At 66.5% G+C, this 15,436-nt stretch carries 14 protein-coding genes; 5 read left to right on the top strand and 9 right to left on the bottom strand.

The features are described 5' to 3' along the window. Positions 1 to 40: 40 nt before the first annotated feature. On the top strand, positions 41 to 1,417 hold the full coding sequence (gene dbpA / locus ACEPA4_RS08385) for an ATP-dependent RNA helicase DbpA (RefSeq protein WP_065185176.1): 1,377 nt from the start codon (positions 41 to 43) through the stop codon (positions 1,415 to 1,417). Positions 1,418 to 1,509: 92 nt separating this feature from the next. Here the strand turns inward: dbpA and ACEPA4_RS08380 are convergent, their stop codons facing one another. From ACEPA4_RS08380 to ACEPA4_RS08365, 4 genes are all read right to left on the bottom strand, one after another. Then, positions 1,510 to 2,046 (bottom strand): adenine phosphoribosyltransferase, encoded by a 537-nt coding sequence (locus ACEPA4_RS08380; protein WP_065185177.1) that lies wholly within the window; start codon positions 2,044 to 2,046, stop codon positions 1,510 to 1,512. 869 nt (positions 2,047 to 2,915) lie between these two features. Further along, positions 2,916 to 4,481: a YdiU family protein gene (locus tag ACEPA4_RS08375; protein ID WP_262089718.1), complete on the bottom strand. Its 1,566-nt coding sequence runs from the start codon at positions 4,479 to 4,481 to the stop codon at positions 2,916 to 2,918. A 32-nt stretch (positions 4,482 to 4,513) separates the two neighbouring features. Then, the gene (locus ACEPA4_RS08370; protein WP_053500891.1) at positions 4,514 to 5,203 is read right to left on the bottom strand and encodes a glutathione S-transferase family protein; all 690 of its coding nucleotides are present in this window, start codon (positions 5,201 to 5,203) and stop codon (positions 4,514 to 4,516) included. A 187-nt stretch (positions 5,204 to 5,390) separates the two neighbouring features. Next, positions 5,391 to 5,600 carry a cold-shock protein gene (locus ACEPA4_RS08365; RefSeq protein ID WP_005416210.1) on the bottom strand — a complete coding sequence of 70 codons (210 nt, stop codon included), beginning with the start codon at positions 5,598 to 5,600 and terminating at the stop codon, positions 5,391 to 5,393. A gap of 302 nt (positions 5,601 to 5,902) precedes the next feature. On the opposite strand from ACEPA4_RS08365, the gene ACEPA4_RS08360 reads away from it, so the two are divergent. Then, positions 5,903 to 6,391 carry a YaiI/YqxD family protein gene (locus tag ACEPA4_RS08360; RefSeq protein ID WP_065185179.1) on the top strand — a complete coding sequence of 163 codons (489 nt, stop codon included), beginning with the start codon at positions 5,903 to 5,905 and terminating at the stop codon, positions 6,389 to 6,391. 13 nt (positions 6,392 to 6,404) lie between these two features. Here the strand turns inward: ACEPA4_RS08360 and ACEPA4_RS08355 are convergent, their stop codons facing one another. Then, positions 6,405 to 7,274: a pseudouridine synthase gene (locus ACEPA4_RS08355; protein WP_065185180.1), complete on the bottom strand. Its 870-nt coding sequence runs from the start codon at positions 7,272 to 7,274 to the stop codon at positions 6,405 to 6,407. 124 nt (positions 7,275 to 7,398) lie between these two features. Here ACEPA4_RS08355 and ACEPA4_RS08350 point away from each other — a divergent pair, with 124 nt between their 5' ends. The 3 genes from ACEPA4_RS08350 (at position 7,399) to ACEPA4_RS08340 (ending at position 11,289) form a co-directional block, all read left to right on the top strand. After that, positions 7,399 to 7,947, top strand: a complete 549-nt coding sequence (locus tag ACEPA4_RS08350) for a YaeQ family protein (RefSeq protein WP_072168291.1) — start codon at positions 7,399 to 7,401, stop codon at positions 7,945 to 7,947. Beyond that, positions 7,944 to 9,128: an NAD(P)/FAD-dependent oxidoreductase gene (locus tag ACEPA4_RS08345; protein ID WP_262089719.1), complete on the top strand. Its 1,185-nt coding sequence runs from the start codon at positions 7,944 to 7,946 to the stop codon at positions 9,126 to 9,128. Before ACEPA4_RS08350 ends, ACEPA4_RS08345 begins: the two co-directional genes overlap by 4 nt. 91 nt (positions 9,129 to 9,219) lie before the next feature. Continuing rightward, positions 9,220 to 11,289 carry an EAL domain-containing protein gene (locus ACEPA4_RS08340; RefSeq protein ID WP_005416205.1) on the top strand — a complete coding sequence of 690 codons (2,070 nt, stop codon included), beginning with the start codon at positions 9,220 to 9,222 and terminating at the stop codon, positions 11,287 to 11,289. Between the two features lie 108 nt (positions 11,290 to 11,397). Here the strand turns inward: ACEPA4_RS08340 and fabV are convergent, their stop codons facing one another. The 4 genes from fabV to secF all read right to left on the bottom strand — a co-directional run bounded on the left by fabV (position 11,398) and on the right by secF (position 15,432). Then, on the bottom strand, positions 11,398 to 12,657 hold the full coding sequence (gene fabV, locus ACEPA4_RS08335; protein ID WP_005416204.1) for an enoyl-ACP reductase FabV: 1,260 nt from the start codon (positions 12,655 to 12,657) through the stop codon (positions 11,398 to 11,400). A gap of 335 nt (positions 12,658 to 12,992) precedes the next feature. Beyond that, positions 12,993 to 13,853 carry an IS3 family transposase gene (locus tag ACEPA4_RS08330; RefSeq protein WP_065185370.1) on the bottom strand — a complete coding sequence of 287 codons (861 nt, stop codon included), beginning with the start codon at positions 13,851 to 13,853 and terminating at the stop codon, positions 12,993 to 12,995. Then, complete coding sequence (locus ACEPA4_RS08325) at positions 13,850 to 14,143, bottom strand: transposase (RefSeq protein WP_032954795.1); 294 nt, start codon at positions 14,141 to 14,143, stop codon at positions 13,850 to 13,852. Before ACEPA4_RS08325 ends, ACEPA4_RS08330 begins: the two co-directional genes overlap by 4 nt. Positions 14,144 to 14,451: 308 nt before the next feature. Beyond that, positions 14,452 to 15,432, bottom strand: a complete 981-nt coding sequence (secF, locus tag ACEPA4_RS08320) for a protein translocase subunit SecF (protein WP_065185182.1) — start codon at positions 15,430 to 15,432, stop codon at positions 14,452 to 14,454. Positions 15,433 to 15,436 lie beyond the last annotated feature (4 nt).

The raw sequence follows: 15,436 nt of genomic DNA, 5'->3' as shown, positions 1-15,436 counted from the left end.
CCCAGGACGGGCGCTGCCGCGCAGGCAGGTACAATGCGCCATGACTGACTTCTCGACCCTGCCGCTGAGCCCGGCCCTGCAGCCCGGCCTGGACGCCCTCGGCTACACCACCCTCACCCCCGTGCAGGCGCAGAGCCTGCCGGCCATCCTCGATGGCCACGATGTGATCGCACAGGCGCCGACCGGCAGCGGCAAGACCGCCGCCTTCGGGCTGGGCCTGCTGCAGGCCGTCGACCCCAGCCTGATCCGCGTGCAGGCGCTGGTCCTGTGCCCGACCCGCGAACTCGCCGACCAGGTCGGCAAGCAGATCCGCAAGCTGGCCACCGGCATTCCCAACCTGAAGCTGTTGCTGCTGGTAGGCGGCGTGCCGCTGGGCCCGCAGCTGGCCTCGCTGGAAGGCCACGACCCGCACGTGGTGGTGGGTACGCCCGGCCGCGTGCAGGAGCTGGCACGCAAGCGCGCGCTGAACCTGGGCGCGGTGCGCACGCTGGTGCTGGACGAGGCCGACCGCATGCTCGACATGGGCTTCGAGGAGCCGATCCGCGAGATCGCCGGCCGCACCCACAGGGATCGCCAGAGCCTGCTGTTCTCCGCCACCTTCCCCGACAGCATCCGCGCCATGGCGCGTGACCTGCTGCGCGACGCGGTGGAGGTGACCGTGGAAGGTGCCGACCAGGCACCGGCCATCCGCCACCTGTTCTGCGAGGTGGAACCGGTGCATCGCCAGAAGGCGCTGGCCGGCCTGCTGCTGAAGTACGCGCCGGAATCGGCGGTGGTGTTCTGCAACACCCGCAAGGACGTGGACGAAGTGGCCAACTCGCTGCAGCAGTTCGGCTTCTCCGCACTCGCCCTGCACGGCGACATGGAGCAGCGCGACCGTGAGGAAGTGCTGTTGCGGCTGGCCAACCGCAGCTGCAACGTGCTGGTCGCCAGCGACGTCGCCGCGCGCGGACTGGACGTGGAAGAGCTGGCGGCGGTGATCAACTACGAACTGCCGACCGACGTGGAGAGCTACCAGCATCGCGTGGGCCGTACCGGTCGTGCCGGTGCCAGCGGCCTGGCGATCAGCCTGGTGGCTGGCCGCGAAAAGACCCGCGCCGAAGCCATCGAAGCGCAGCTGGGGCAACCGCTGGACTGGCAGAAGACGCCACTGGCGACCTCGCGCCCGGCCGAGTTGCCGCAGGCGGCGATGCGCACCCTGCGGATTGACGGCGGCAAGACCGACAAGCTGCGCCCGGGCGACATCCTCGGCGCACTGACCGGCGATGCCGGCCTGTCGAGCAAGTTCATCGGCAAGATCGCGATCTTCCCGACCCGCTCCTACGTGGCGATCGCGCGTGAACAGGCCAACAAGGCCGTCGCCAGGCTGGAAGCCGGCAAGATCAAGGGCCGTCGCTTCCGCGTGCGGATGATGTGATTGAAGCCGGGTTGCCAACCACGGTTGGCAACGACCGGCTCCCGGCTCTTCGCTCTGGTAGATGCCAACCTTGGTTGGCATTCACCCTTCGATCAGAACACCAGTTCGGTGTGCAGTGGCAAGCCCGCCTCCCAGCGGGCCCGGCCGCCCAGGCCATCGAGCTCGACCAGCACACCGGCGCCGACCACTTCAACACCCAGGCGGCGCACCAGCGACAACGCAGCGACCAGCGTGCCGCCGGTGGCCAGCACGTCATCGATGATCGCGACGCGGGCACCGGACGGCAACGCGTCGGCGTGCACTTCGATGCAGTCGCTGCGGTACTCCAGCGTGTATTCCTCGCGCAGCACCTGGCCCGGCAGCTTGCCCGGCTTGCGCACCGGCACGAAGCCGACGCCAAGCTCCAGCGCCATCGCGGCGCCGAGGATGAAACCACGCGATTCGATGCCGACCACCGCGTCCAGCTTCTGGTCGCGCCAACGGTCGGCCATCGCGGTGATCGCGCCGCGGAAGTCCTCGCCGTGGGCGAGCAGCGGCATGATGTCCTTGAACAGGATGCCGGGCTTGGGGAAGTCGGCGATGTCGCGCAGGCGGGAGGCCCACTGCGGAGCGACGATGGCGTCGGTCATGTCACATTGGCTATCTGATGGCGGCATAGGGTACCCGTTCCGGGCGCCGGCTGCCTGTTGGGGGTGTTCGGCCGGGCTGCGCCCGGCACCTGCGGTAGTGCCGGCCGCTGGCCGGCAACCTCAACGGCAACAGCAACAGCGTGCATTCTGTGGGATGGCGGGGTGGGTCCGGTTGCAGGGGACGCTGCAAGTACCCCTCCGGGGCCCGGCCCAGCCGCTGGCGGCTGTGCGTTCGGGCGCTTGCGAAGCAGTGCGTCGCAAGCAAAGCGCCCTCACCCATGTAAGCTCGGTCGCCGCTTGCTCGTGTACGCTGTCCTGCGCACACGGCAAGACCGGGGTTGGGCGTCCAGCCCAACCCGCCCGAGGCATGCCTCGGGCCCATGCGGCTCACGCCCCCGCAACCGGACCCACCCCGCCTTCGACAGAGTCCTGCGATCTGTCGTGGATCCACGCCATGCGCGGATGAATCTCCATCGAAATCGAATATTTCGAGAATTGAACAAAAAGCATCCACGCATGGCGTGGATCGACCGTGTCGACCAAGGTCGACACATACCCACAGCAGCGGGAATCTGTCGGAGGTGGGGCGGTGTGGGGCTGCAGGACCGTTGGCGCCATGGATGGCGCCATCGAGCCCCCAGGGGTGAGGGCGCTTTGCTTGCGAAGCACTGCTTCGCAAGCGCCCGAACGCACAGCCGCCAGCGGCTGGGCCGGTTTGGGGGTTTACGGCGTGTCCTGCAGCCCCACACCGCCCCGCCAGACCATCAACAATCCAGAGCCGCTTTGGCTTTGGCTTTGGCTTTGGCTTTGGCTTTGGATTCGGCCCTTGCCTCTGCGGGTGCAGGGCGCAGCCCTGCCGAAACCCACCCTCAGGAACTGCAGGACAGCATCGAGCAACCGGCGCGGTTGTCGGCCCACGCCGGGCGCTTGCCAGCGAAGTGCTCGAGCCCTGCGCGCTCGGTGTATGGGTCTCGCAGCACGTCCTGCAGCGCATGCACACCGCCGAGGTCACCCTGCTCTGCGCGGTCGATCGCTTCCTGCGCCAACCAGTTGCGCAGCACGTACAGCGGGTTGGCCGCCGTCATCTTCGCCACGCGTTCGCTGGCCGGCAGCGGATCGCTGCGCAGGCGCTCCGCGTAGTCCTGCAGCCAGTGCTGCAACGGTGCCTGCACTGCCTGTCGCCGCGCCTCGTCGTAGTACACCGCGTCCAGAACCGTAGCGTCCGCTGCCGACGGGTCGATGCGCATCAGTGCGCGCCAGGCCAGGGTCATGTCCATGGCACCCTCCTGCATCAGCTGCTGCCAGCGCTGGTAGAGCTGCAGGTCGTCATCGTCGGCCGCGGCCAGCCCCAGCTTTGCCGCGGCATCGCGACGCGTGCAGGCCACGAAGGTGGACTGGAAGGCCGCCAGGCCCGCCTGCAGCGGTGCGACATCGGCGAACAGCGGCGACAGCGCCTGGGCCAATCGGCTCAGGTTCCAGTACGCCACCTGCGGCTGGGTGCCGAAGCGGTAGCGGCGCCCCTGGGCGTCGGTGGTGTTCGGCGTCCAGTCCGGATCGAAATCCTCGACCCAGCCATAGGGGCCGTAATCCAGTGTGAGACCGAGCACGGACAGGTTGTCGGTGTTCATCACGCCATGTACGAAGCCGACACGCATCCAGTGCGCGATCATCTCGGCGGTGCGCACCGCGATCTGCGCGAACCAGTCGCCGTACCGTGCCTCGCCCTGCCCCTCCAGCCCGGGGAAATCACGGGCGATGCAGGTGTCCACCAGCTGTTGCAGCAAGGCAGTCTCGCCACGCGAGGCCGGCAGCTCGAACGAACCGAAACGCAGGAACGACGGCGAGACCCGGCACACGATGGCACCAGGCTCGGCACGCGGGTGGCCGTCATAGAACATGTCGCGCACCACCTCCTCGCCGGTACCGACCAGCGACAACGCGCGCGTGGTCGGCACGCCCAGGTGGTGCATCCCTTCGCTGCACAGGAACTCGCGGATCGACGAGCGCAGCACTGCCCGTCCATCGGCACCGCGCGAGTAAGGCGTCGGCCCGGCCCCCTTCAGCTGCAGCTCCCAGTGGCGGCCATCGGGTGCCACCAGCTCGCCCAGTGAGATCGCACGCCCATCGCCGAGCTGGCCGGCCCAGTGACCGAACTGATGGCCACCGTAGTTGGCTGCCCACGGCTGCATGCCGGCGTACAGCGTATTGCCGCCGAACACCTGCGCGAAACCTTCGCTTTCGACTTCAGCGGTACTGAAGCCAAGCATTTCGGCGACGTCCGGCGCCCAGGCCAACAGCGTGGGCGCCGTCACCGGGGTCGGCATCACGGGCGACCAGGCGGCACCCAGCACTTCGCGCCTGCGCGGGCCGGATTCGGGGTCACCCGGCAGGGCATGCAGCAGGCGGTTGTCGAAACGGGGGCTGTCGGTATCCATGACTCTGGAGGTGGGGGCGACCGCCGCCGGCCTCAATTGCCGCTGAGCGCCTGCAGATGGCCACCGTGGGCCTCGGCGCGCTGGTAAGCAGGCCGCTCGCTGATGCGCTTGAGGAAGCCACGCAGTGCCGGCTTGCCGTCGAGACCGCCACCGCGCGCGGCAGCAGCCTGGATCGGGAAGCTCATCTGGATGTCGGCCGCACTGAAGCGCTCGCCGGCAAACCATGGGCTTTCGGCCAGGCGGCGCTCCATCCAGTCCAGGTGCAGGCGCCGCTGCGGCCCAACGAAGCCCCGCTCGGCCTTGTCGGCAATGCTGCGTGCAATCGGGCGTGCGAAGAATGGCATGGGCGCATTACGGATGCGGCCCATCACCAGGGTCAGCAGCAGCGGCGGCATCGCCGAGCCTTCGGCATAGTGCAGCCAGTAGCGGTACGCGATGCGTTCGGTGCCGTCGGCCGGCATCGGTGACGGCGACAGCTGGCGCTGCGTGTCGTAACGGTCAGCGAGATAGTCGAGGATCGCCCCGGACTCGGCCAGTACCAGCTCGCCATCCTGCAGCACCGGCGACTTGCCGAGCGGATGCACGTTGCGCAGTTCCGGCGGCGCCAGCAGCGTCTTCGGATCGCGCGGATAGCGGCGCAGTTCGTAGTCCAGCCCCAACTCCTCCAGCATCCACAGCACGCGCAGGGAACGGGAGTTTTCCAGGTGATGAACGATGCGCATGGGGACGATCCTTGGGAAGGCCGCCATCCTACCGCGCCGGCTGCATGCCCTTTGTAGAGTCGAGCCCTGCTCCACTGTCCTTGAGAACAGTCGAGCGTGGCTCGATTTCTACAAAAAACAGCGGGCAATAAAAAACGCCGGAAGCTCTCGCCTCCGGCGTTCTGGCTACCCAACGGTAGCAGACGGATTAGACCGCCTGCACCTGGTCAGCCTGCATACCCTTCTGACCCTGGACGGCGATGAAGGTAACCTTCTGGCCTTCCTGCAGGGTCTTGAAGCCGGTGCCCTGGATCGCGCGGAAGTGCACGAACAGGTCCGGGCCGCTTTCCGGGGTGATGAAGCCGAAGCCCTTGGCGTCGTTGAACCACTTGACGGTGCCGGTCTGACGTTCAGACATTTTACTAACTCCTGAAACACATGTTGAAAAAAATCGCAGCCACCGGGTATCGGGGCCGAGACTGAGTTGCAGGCGTTGGTAAAGCGGATCGATGAGCGGATCGTGAGATCAACTGCACCAGGCCACGATTCACGGTGACCCTAGCAAACACAGTGGGTCGCACGATACGCGTGTTTTCTGCAAAAAGCGATAGTCCCGACGTTCATGGGAACACGTCACCCGCTAGGCGTGACAAGGGTTGGCAGCCAATCGCGGCTAACCCCGAGCCCCCATTCAGGTTTTTCCTACCCTACACTGGGTAAATGACTGAAGCTGAAATCCCCGCTGAACACGCGTCTCCCCGCATCTGGGTGGACGCGGACGCCTGCCCCACCGTCATTCGCGACATCCTGTTCCGGGCCGCCGAACGGGTCGGGATCGAGCTGACCCTGGTCGCCAACCAGTGGATCCGCACCCCGCCGTCGCGCTGGCTGCGCTCGATCCAGGTACCGCAGGGCCTGGACGTGGCCGACAGCGCCATCGTCGAGCGGGTCGCCGCCGGAGACCTGGTGGTCACCCAGGACATCCCGCTGGCTGCGCTGGTGCTGGAGAAGAGGGCCGTGGCGCTGAACCCGCGCGGCCAGCTGTACACCCCGAACAACATGGCCGAGCGGCTGTCGATGCGCAATTTCATGGAGGAACTGCGCGGCGCCGGGGTCCAGACCGGCGGACCGCCGCCCCTGGGGCCCCGCGACCGGCAGCTGTTCGCCGCCGAGCTGGACCGCTGGCTGGCGCGACGCCCGGCCCGCTGAGCGCCTGGCCGCGCTAAGCCGGAAGGCTCAGGCTGCGGCCGCTGCTGAACGCCCGTCGTTCGCCGCTCAATGGGTCGTCGAAGGCCAGGGCCCGCGCCAGCAGCTGCAGCGGCGCCTCGGCGACGTTCGGCGGACGTTGCCGAAGCTGCGGGTACAGGTCGTCACCCATGATCGGCGCCCCCAGCATGGCCATGTGCACGCGCAGTTGATGCTTGCGGCCGGTCTCCGGCAGCAGCCGGTAGCGCCAGATCGGCCCTTCGGCCTCGATCAGCTCGATCCGGCTGCGCGCATTGGGCTCACCGGGCACTTCGGACATGCGGAAGAACGGCTCGCCCGGCACCAACCGGCTGTCCCGCTGCAACGGAAACGCCAGCCCCGGCAGCGCCGGTGCCAGGGCCTCATAGGTCTTCTCGATGAGCCGATCACGGAACAGGCGCTGGTAAGCATCGCGCGACGCTCGCTGGGTCGAGAACATCACCAGCCCGGTCGTCAGCCGATCCAGCCGGTGCAGCGGTACCAGATCGGCATTGCCGGTGCGGGCGACCAGCCGCGCCAGCAGCGTCTCGCGCACATGCCCACCCGCAGGTGTCACCGGCAGGAAATGCGGCTTGTCGGCCACCAGCAGGTGCGCATCCAGATGGACGATGGTCTCGACAAAGGGAATCACCGGTTCGTCGGCCACCTCGCGGAAGTACTGGATCTCCCGCCCGACCTGCCAGGGCGTGTCCGCAGTGAGCGCCCTGCCCTGCGCATCCAGCACACGGCCACGCGCGAAGCGATCCTGCCATTGCGCGGGCGCGATGCGCGGGAAACGTGCACACAGGCCATCCAGCAGGGTGGCCCAGGGCCCGGGCGGCAACTGCAGTCGGCTGGGCAAGGTCATGGCGTCCACTCCGGCCACGGGAAAGAACGCAAGCGTGCCACCGTTGACGCTGCGCAGACAGCCCGGCCACGGACACCCCCGGAGCAAACCTCTATCATTGTTGTCTTTAGTCCACGGACCCCCCATGGCTCTTACCGCCACCATCCGCAAGGCCGAACTGCAGATCAGCGACATGGATCGCGGCTACTACGCGACCCACAACCTGACCCTGGCCCAGCATCCGTCCGAGACCGACGAGCGCCTGATGGTGCGCCTGCTCGCCTTCGCGCTGAACGCCGGCGACCGCCTGGAGTTCGGCCGCGGCCTGAGCACCGATGACGAACCCGATCTGTGGGAACACGACTACACCGGCGACATCCTGCAGTGGATCGACCTGGGCCATCCGGACGAATCGCGCATCCGCAAGGCCAGCAACCGCAGCCGCCAGGTGCAGGTGGTCAACTATGGCGGCAACGCCTCGGAGATCTGGTGGGGCAAGCAGAGCAAGGGCCTGGCGCGCTTCGACAACCTCTCGGTGGTCGACCTCGACGGTGCCTTCGTAGAACTGTGGGGCCAGCAGATCCAGCGCGCGATGCGCTGGAGCGTGCTGATCCAGGACGGTGAAGTGCAGCTGCTCAACGATCAGATGCAGCTCGACGTGATCCCGACCTGGCGCAAGCGCGCCAAGGCATGAGCACGATCCGTTGTGACGTGGTGGTCATCGGCGCCGGCGCAGCCGGGCTCATGACCGCGATCACGGCTGGCCAGCGCGGCCGCCAGGTGCAGGTGATCGACCATGCCAACAAGGTCGGCAAGAAGATCCTGATGTCCGGCGGTGGCCGCTGCAACTTCACCAACACCGGCACCACCCCGGCCAACTTCCTGTCGGCCAACCCGCACTTCTGCAAGTCGGCGCTGGCCCGCTACACGCCCTGGCACTTCATCGAGTTGGTGCACAAGCACGGCATCGCGTATCACGAAAAGGAACTGGGGCAGCTGTTCTGCGATGTCTCCTCCAAGCAGATCGTGAAAATGCTGGTGGACGAATGCCAGGCGGCCGGCGTGCAGATCCGTACCGACTGCAGCGTGCAGCGCATCGAGCATGGCAGCGATGGTTTCCGCGTGCACACCACGCACGGGCTGTTCCATTGCGCCTCGCTGGTGGTTGCCACCGGCGGCCTGTCGATTCCCAGCATGGGTGCCAGCGGCTTTGGCTATGAAGTGGCCCGCCAGTTCGGCCACCAGGTGCTGCCGACCCGCGCCGGGCTGGTGCCGCTGACCCTCAGCGGCAAGCACCAGGAACGGTTGGCCGACCTCAGCGGCGTGGCGCTACCGATCGAGGCGCGCTGCAACGGCAAGAGCTTCCAGAACTTCATGCTGCTGACCCACCGTGGCGTGAGCGGTCCGGCCATCCTGCAGATCTCTTCGTTCTGGCGGCCCGGCGATGCGCTGGAGCTGGACCTGTTGCCGGGCCAGGATGCCGGCGAGTGGCTGCGCCAGATGAAGCGCGACCGCCCCGCCGCCGAGCTGCGCACGGTGCTGGGCGAGGTACTGCCGAAGCGGCTGGCACAGCGGCTGTGCGAGCACTGGCTGCCCAACCGCCCCGTGCGCCAGCTGGACGAGCCGGTGCTGCGCCAGGCTGCGCAGCTGCTGGGCGCATTCCCGCTGGTGGCCAGCGGCACCGAAGGCTACCGCACCGCCGAGGTCACCCTGGGCGGCGTGGACACCGCCGAAGTGTCATCCTCAACGATGGAATCCAAGCGCGTCCCCGGCCTGCACTTCGTTGGCGAGGTGCTGGACGTGACCGGCTGGCTGGGCGGCTACAACTTCCAATGGGCCTGGGCCAGCGGCCACGCAGCGGGCGGCGTGGTGTGAACCACTTCGCCGTTCCATGCGCGCAAGGGGTACGCGCATGGACGGTTCGCCGCGCATCGTGTATCTAGATTCGCAGATTGGGGAGCAGTGCATGCAGAACGCGAACGACATCACCATCCGCCTGCTGATCGTCGATGACAGCGGCGAGAATGCCGAAGCCATCGTCAGCACCCTGCGCAACAGCGGCATCGCGGTACGCCCGTGGCGCCCGCAGGATGCGGCCGAGCTGGCCCAGGTGCTGACCAGCCAGGCCATCGACCTGGTGCTGGCCTCGCCGTCGCAGGGCATTCCGCTGCAGCTGGCAGCCCAGCACATCGCCGCCAGCGGCAAGGACATCCCGCTGGTGCTGCTGGCCGAGCGCATCGACGAGGACGAACTGGTGCAGGCCAGCAGCCATGGCATCCGTGCCCTCGCCCTGCGCCAGCGCCCCGAGCACCTGCTCGCCGTGGTCCGCGACCAGTGGGTCGACCTGCAGGCACGCCGCGGCCTGCGCCGCATCGAGGCGCAGATGCGCGAGACCGAGCGCCGCTGCGACGCGCTGATCGCCTCCTCGCGCGACCCCATCGCCTACGTGCATGAAGGCATGCACATCCGCGCCAACGACGCCTACCTGGAGATGTTCGGCTACGAGCAATTCGACGACATCGAAGGCATTTCGCTGCTGGACATGGTCGCTGCCCAACACGTGGAGGGCTTCAAGCAGCTGCTGAAGGGCCTCAGCCGTGGCGAGGCGCCGCCGCCGCAGTACCAGCTCGACGCGCGCCACCAGGACGGCAGTGCGTTCCCGGCGACGATGGAATTTGCGGCGGCCACCTACGAAGGCGAGTCCTGCCTGCAGGTGGTGCTCCGCCGCCGCATGGAGTTCGACCCCGAGCTGGCACGCGAGGTCGAGGACCTGCGCCAGCGCGACCAGGTCACCGGCCTGCTCAATCGCCCGACCTTCATGCTGCAGCTGGAAAGCGCGGTGGCCCAGGCCGGGCGTAGCGAGGGCCAGTTCGGCCTGCTGCTGATCGAGCCGGACCACTACGCGCGCCTGCTGCCGGATATCGGCCTGGCCTCGGCCGATACCCTGATCGGCGCCCTCGCCGCCCTGCTGGCCGAAGTGGTTGGCGAGGACGCGCAACTGGCCCGTTTCGGCGAACACAATTTCGCCGTGCTGCAGGCCGGACCCTACGCACAGACCGTGGCGCTGGCCGAGCGCATCCGAGAAGCCTACGCCGCGCACGTCTTCAGCATCGGCGCACGCTCGGCCACGGTGACGGTCAGCATCGGTGGCGTACAGGTCGGTGAGAAGATCGCCAGCATCGGCCAGGTGCTGGCGCGCGCCAGCGAATGCACCCAGGCTGCAGCCGAGCTGGGTAACACCTGCCGCATCTTCGACCCGGCTGCCGCCGACCGTGTCGAGGAAGAGCGTGTGCAGCGCTGGGTGGCGCGCATCCGCGAGGCGCTGGCCGGCGACGGTTTCCAGCTTCACTACCAGCCGGTGCTGAACCTGCAGGGCGAACCACTGGAACTGTACGAAGCCTATCTGCGCCTGGAAAACAACGGCGAGCTGCTGAGCCCGACCGCGTTCCTGGGCATCGCCGAGGAACACGGCCTGCTGGCCGACATCAACCGCTGGGTGGTTTCGCAGGCGATCGCGGTGCTGGGCGAACGCGCACGTGCGGGTCATGCCACCCAGGTGCTGGTGAAGGTCACGCCGGAATCGTTCGATGACCCACAGATGATCGCCACCCTGCACCGCGAACTGCAGGCACAGGGCGTGCCCGGCGAACGGCTGTGGCTGCATGCACCGGAAGCGAAGGTGTTCACCCACCTGCGCAGTGCACAGCAATTCCTTGCCGAAGTGGCGCCACTGGGCTGCCGCATCGGCCTGGAGCAGTTCGGTTCCGGGCTGGACTCGTTCCAGCTGCTGGCCCACTTCCAGCCGCAGTTCCTCAAGCTGGACCGGGGCTTCACCAGCGACCTGGCTGCCACCCGCGAGAACATCGACCGCATCAGCCAGATCACTGCGCGTGCTCAGGAAGCGGGCATCCGCACCATCGCCGAATTCGTCAGCGATGCCAACTCGATGACGCTGCTGTTCAGTGCCGGCGTGGATTACGTGCAGGGCGACTTTGTCGGCCCGGCGTTGCCGGAGATGGGGTTCGAATTCGGGTAACCGAGGGTAGTGCCGGCCGCTGGCCGGCAGCCTCAGGTACCCGGGGTTGCCGGCCAGCGGCCGGCACTACCAAACCAGAAGGCCGGCTTTCGCCGGCCTTCTGCTTGATCAGGTCATGTCGACCAGGTTGCCGATCTTCACGTCCGGGTTGACGTCGGCCTCGTAGTCGACGCCCTCCACGCCAAAACCGAACAGACGCAGGAAGTCGGCCTTGTAACCGGCCAGGTCGCTGATTTCGTACAGGTTCTCGTTGGTCACCTGTGGCCACAGCGCGACCACCTTGCCCTGCACGTCTGCGGCCATTTCCTTGTAGTCCGCACGCAGGCGGCCTTCCTCATCGACCAGCGCGACGGTGTGGCCGTCGCCATCGACCAGGTCGTGGCGCAGGCGATCGACCGCCACGCCATCGGACTTGCCGCCGTAAAGGATGTCGTACAGCACGTCGAGCTGCTCGATGCAGCCTTCGTGGGTGCCCTTTTCCTTCATCACCTTGAACAGCAGCGACAGGTACAGCGGCATGGTCGGAATGGCCGAGCTGGCCTGGGTCACGACGGCCTTCAGCACCGACACGCGTGCGTCGCCGCCGATTTTCGCCAGCTTTTCGCGCAGGCCCAGCACCTTGGTGTCCAGGTCCTTCTTGGCCGCGCCGATCGAGCCATTCCAGTAGATCGCCTGGGTGATCTCTTCGCCCACGTAGGTGAAGGCCGTGGTGGTACAACCATTGGCCAGCACGCCGGCATCGGCCAGCGCATCGATCCACATCTGCCAGTCCTCGCCGCCCATCACCGCGACGGTGCCGGCGATTTCTTCCGGGGTGGCCGGCTGCAGGGTGGTCTCGGTGATCACTTCCTTGTCGGTATCCAGCCCGCGCAGGGTGATCGGCTCGCCGATCGGCTTCAACGTGGAGCTGATGATCTCGCCGGTCTTCGGGTGCTTGCGGCGCGGCGCGGCCAGGCTGTAGACAACCTGGTCGACCTGGCCCAGATCGGCCTTGATCATTTCGATGGTCTTCGCCTTCACTTCATCGGAGAAGGCATCGCCATTGATGCTCTTGGCGTACAGGCCGGCTTCGTCGGCGTACTTGTGGAACGCGGCCGAGTTGTACCAGCCCGCGGTACCCGGCTTGGTCTCGCTGCCCGGGCGTTCGAAGAAGATGCCGAGGGTGGCAGCACCACTGCCGAAGGCAGCGGTGATGCGCGCAGCCAGGCCGTAGCCGGTGGACGCGCCGATCACCAGCACACGCTTGGGACCGTTCTGGATCGGCGGGCGCGCACGGATGTAGTCGATCTGCTGCTTGACCGCGGCCTCGCAGCCGGTCGGGTGGGTGGTGACGCAGATGAAGCCGCGGACGCGCGGTTTGATGACCATGGATACCTCGGGTTGGCAGATGCGGCGCGCGGGGCGCTCAGCAGGAGTAAGGGCGCGCACGCGCGCGAACCGCAGGATCGTAGTGCGCGGGGGAAGATTGCACAACCGACGCTGGCGTAGGGTGGTGTTTCTTTTGCAGGGTTGCACCCTGCACCTGCGGTAGTGCCGGCCGCTGGCCGGCAACCTCAACAGCAACGTCAAAAGCCGGGCTACTGAGGGATGCCGGGGTGGGTCCGGTTGCGGGGGACGCCGTTAACCCGTCCATGGGGGCTTGGCCGCGGCATCCATGCCGCGGACTGATCTGGCCCCCTGAAAACGGACGCCATGAAGCCGTTTCAGGCGGCAGCCCGGAGCTGCCGGGCGTAGTTGTTAGGCGAGTGGTAGCCCAGCGCCGAGTGTAGCCGGGCTGGATTGTAGAAGCCGTGGATGTAAGCAGCGATGCACTGGCTGGCTTGTTCCCTACTGGCGTAAGGCTCGGCAGCCTCTTCTGTCTTGAGCGTCGCAAAGAAGCTCTCGGCCACCGCGTTGTCCCAGCAATTGCCAGGCCGGCTCATGCTTTGGACCACGTCATGGGACTGCAGCAGCTGGCGAAACTCGTTCCCCCAGTACTGCCCACCACGATCTGAATGGAAGATCAGGCCGGGTCGTTGTGGATGCAGAGCCCAGGCATTGGCAAATGCTTTCACCACCAGCTCTTCAGTCAGACGCTTGGAAACGCTGTAGCCCAGCACCTGCCGGGTCTGGACGCTGATGACCACGGCCAGATGCAGCCATCCCTGGCGGGTGGGGACATACGTGATATCCCCGACCCACGCCGTCGGTCCGGTTCCGGGGGCAAATTGCCGATCCAGCAGGTTGGGGGCGAGCTGAGATGAGCCGCCGGAGGACTTGGGTCGGAATCGGCCTTTGGTCTTGCCCTGGATTCGCTCCTCGGCCATTAACCGTGCCACGCGCTTGTGGCCGACTGGATGATTCCTGGCTCGTAAGGCCCTGACCAGCCGACGTCGCCCATAACTGCGCTTGCTGGTCACATGAATGGCCCGAAGCTCGGTACGCAGGGCCGAATCGGCATCGCACGCTTGGGCACATTGCCGACGCAGGTAATCATGGAATCCAGAGACAGAAACCCCAAGAACCCGACACAACAACCTGGTCGGGTAGTGAGTCCTTTGACTGGCGACGAAGGCGTACCTCACTTGGACTCTCTGGCAAAGAACGCCGCCGCTTTTTTTAGGATTTCCCGCTCCATCTTCAGATTGGCGTTCTCGGCCCGAAGGCGGCTGATCTCGCTTTCCAGGTCGGTGGTTGGCCTGCGAGCCTCAGAGGTCAGAGACCGGCCAGCACGGACCGCGTCAAGCCAATTTGCCAGCGTCTTGACCGACATCTCCAGCTGACGGGCTGCTGCGGCAGGCCCGAGCGACTCGGCCAACTCCACGGCTTGGTGCTTGAACTCATCGGTATAGCTACGACGGGTGATACGGGACATAAGGGACCTCCAAGTGCGATCAAAGTATCGCTTCTTGGCGTCCGCTGACGGGGGGCCAGATCAGTCAGCCGCATGGATGCGGCTGCCAAGCCTACACGGACGTACTTGCGGCGTCCCCGCACTCCGACACCGCCCCGCCCACCCACGGAAGGCACGCTCTTGCTGTTGCTGTTGCTGTTGCTGTTGCTGTTGCTGTTGCTGTTGCCGGCCAGCGGCCGGCACTACCGTGGGTGCAGGGCTGCAAGCCCTGCAACACAAAAAACCCCGCTTGCGCGGGGTTCTCTGTGGGTTGCGTGCAGCGCGAACGGTTACGGGCGACGGGCCAGGGCCTCAACGTCCTTCGCCTTCGGCAGCAGGTCCTGCTTGCTGACGCGCAGGAAACCGATCGTCAGCATCGGCACTGCCACCAGGATCGAGGACAGCACCACGATCACCGCACCGATCATATGCGTCTCGGCCAGGCCTTCCATCGAGCTGCCGCCGTACAGGTACAGGGCAAGCGCGGACAGGAAGAACATCACCGCAGTGATCACCGTACGCGACAGCGTCTGGTTGATCGAACGGTTCAGCACTTCCATCGAATCCACGCGCAGGCTGCGGAAGTTCTCACGGACGCGGTCGAAGACCACGATGATGTCGTTGATCGCAAAGCCCATCACCGACAGCAGGCCGGCCAGCACGGTCAGGTCGAACTCACGGCCCAGCAGGGACACGTAAGCGACCGTCACAATCAGGTCGAACATCGCCACGATGCTGGCGGTGACCGCGAACTTCCACTCGAAGCGCACCGCGATGTAGATCAGGAAGCCGGCCAGCATGAAGATGGTGGCATACAGGCCATTCATCGCCAGGTCCTTGCCGATCTGCGGGCCCACGAACTCGTTGCGGAGCACGGTGGCCTGATTGTCGGCAGTGGACAACGCCTTCACCACGGCAGCGGCCGTGGCCTTGTCCTCGTGGGCGGCGTCGCCGGTACCCGGAGCATGCTCGCCGTGCGGGGCCAGGCGGATCAGCAGGTCGGTGTTGCCACCGACGCTCTGCACCTGGGCCCCTTCGAAGCCACTCTGCTCGAGCTTGGTGCGGACCTGCTCAACATCCACCGCCTTGTCGAAGCGGGCTTCGATCAGGGTGCCGCCGGTGAAGTCCAGCGCGTAGTTGAAGCCCTTGATGCCGATGATGGCGACCGAGGCCAGGAACACCACGATGGTGACTGCCATGGCGACATGGCGCCAGCGCATGAAGTCGATCTTGGTGTCGTTCGGGAGGATGTGCAGCGGAAACAGTTTCATTGTG

Origin of the sequence: Stenotrophomonas sp. P2112, assembly GCF_041897515.1 — a bacterium.
Taxonomy (GTDB): domain Bacteria; phylum Pseudomonadota; class Gammaproteobacteria; order Xanthomonadales; family Xanthomonadaceae; genus Stenotrophomonas; species Stenotrophomonas sepilia.
Note: the sequence above shows the minus strand (reverse complement) of the source record. Positions and strands in the feature narration are given on the sequence as shown.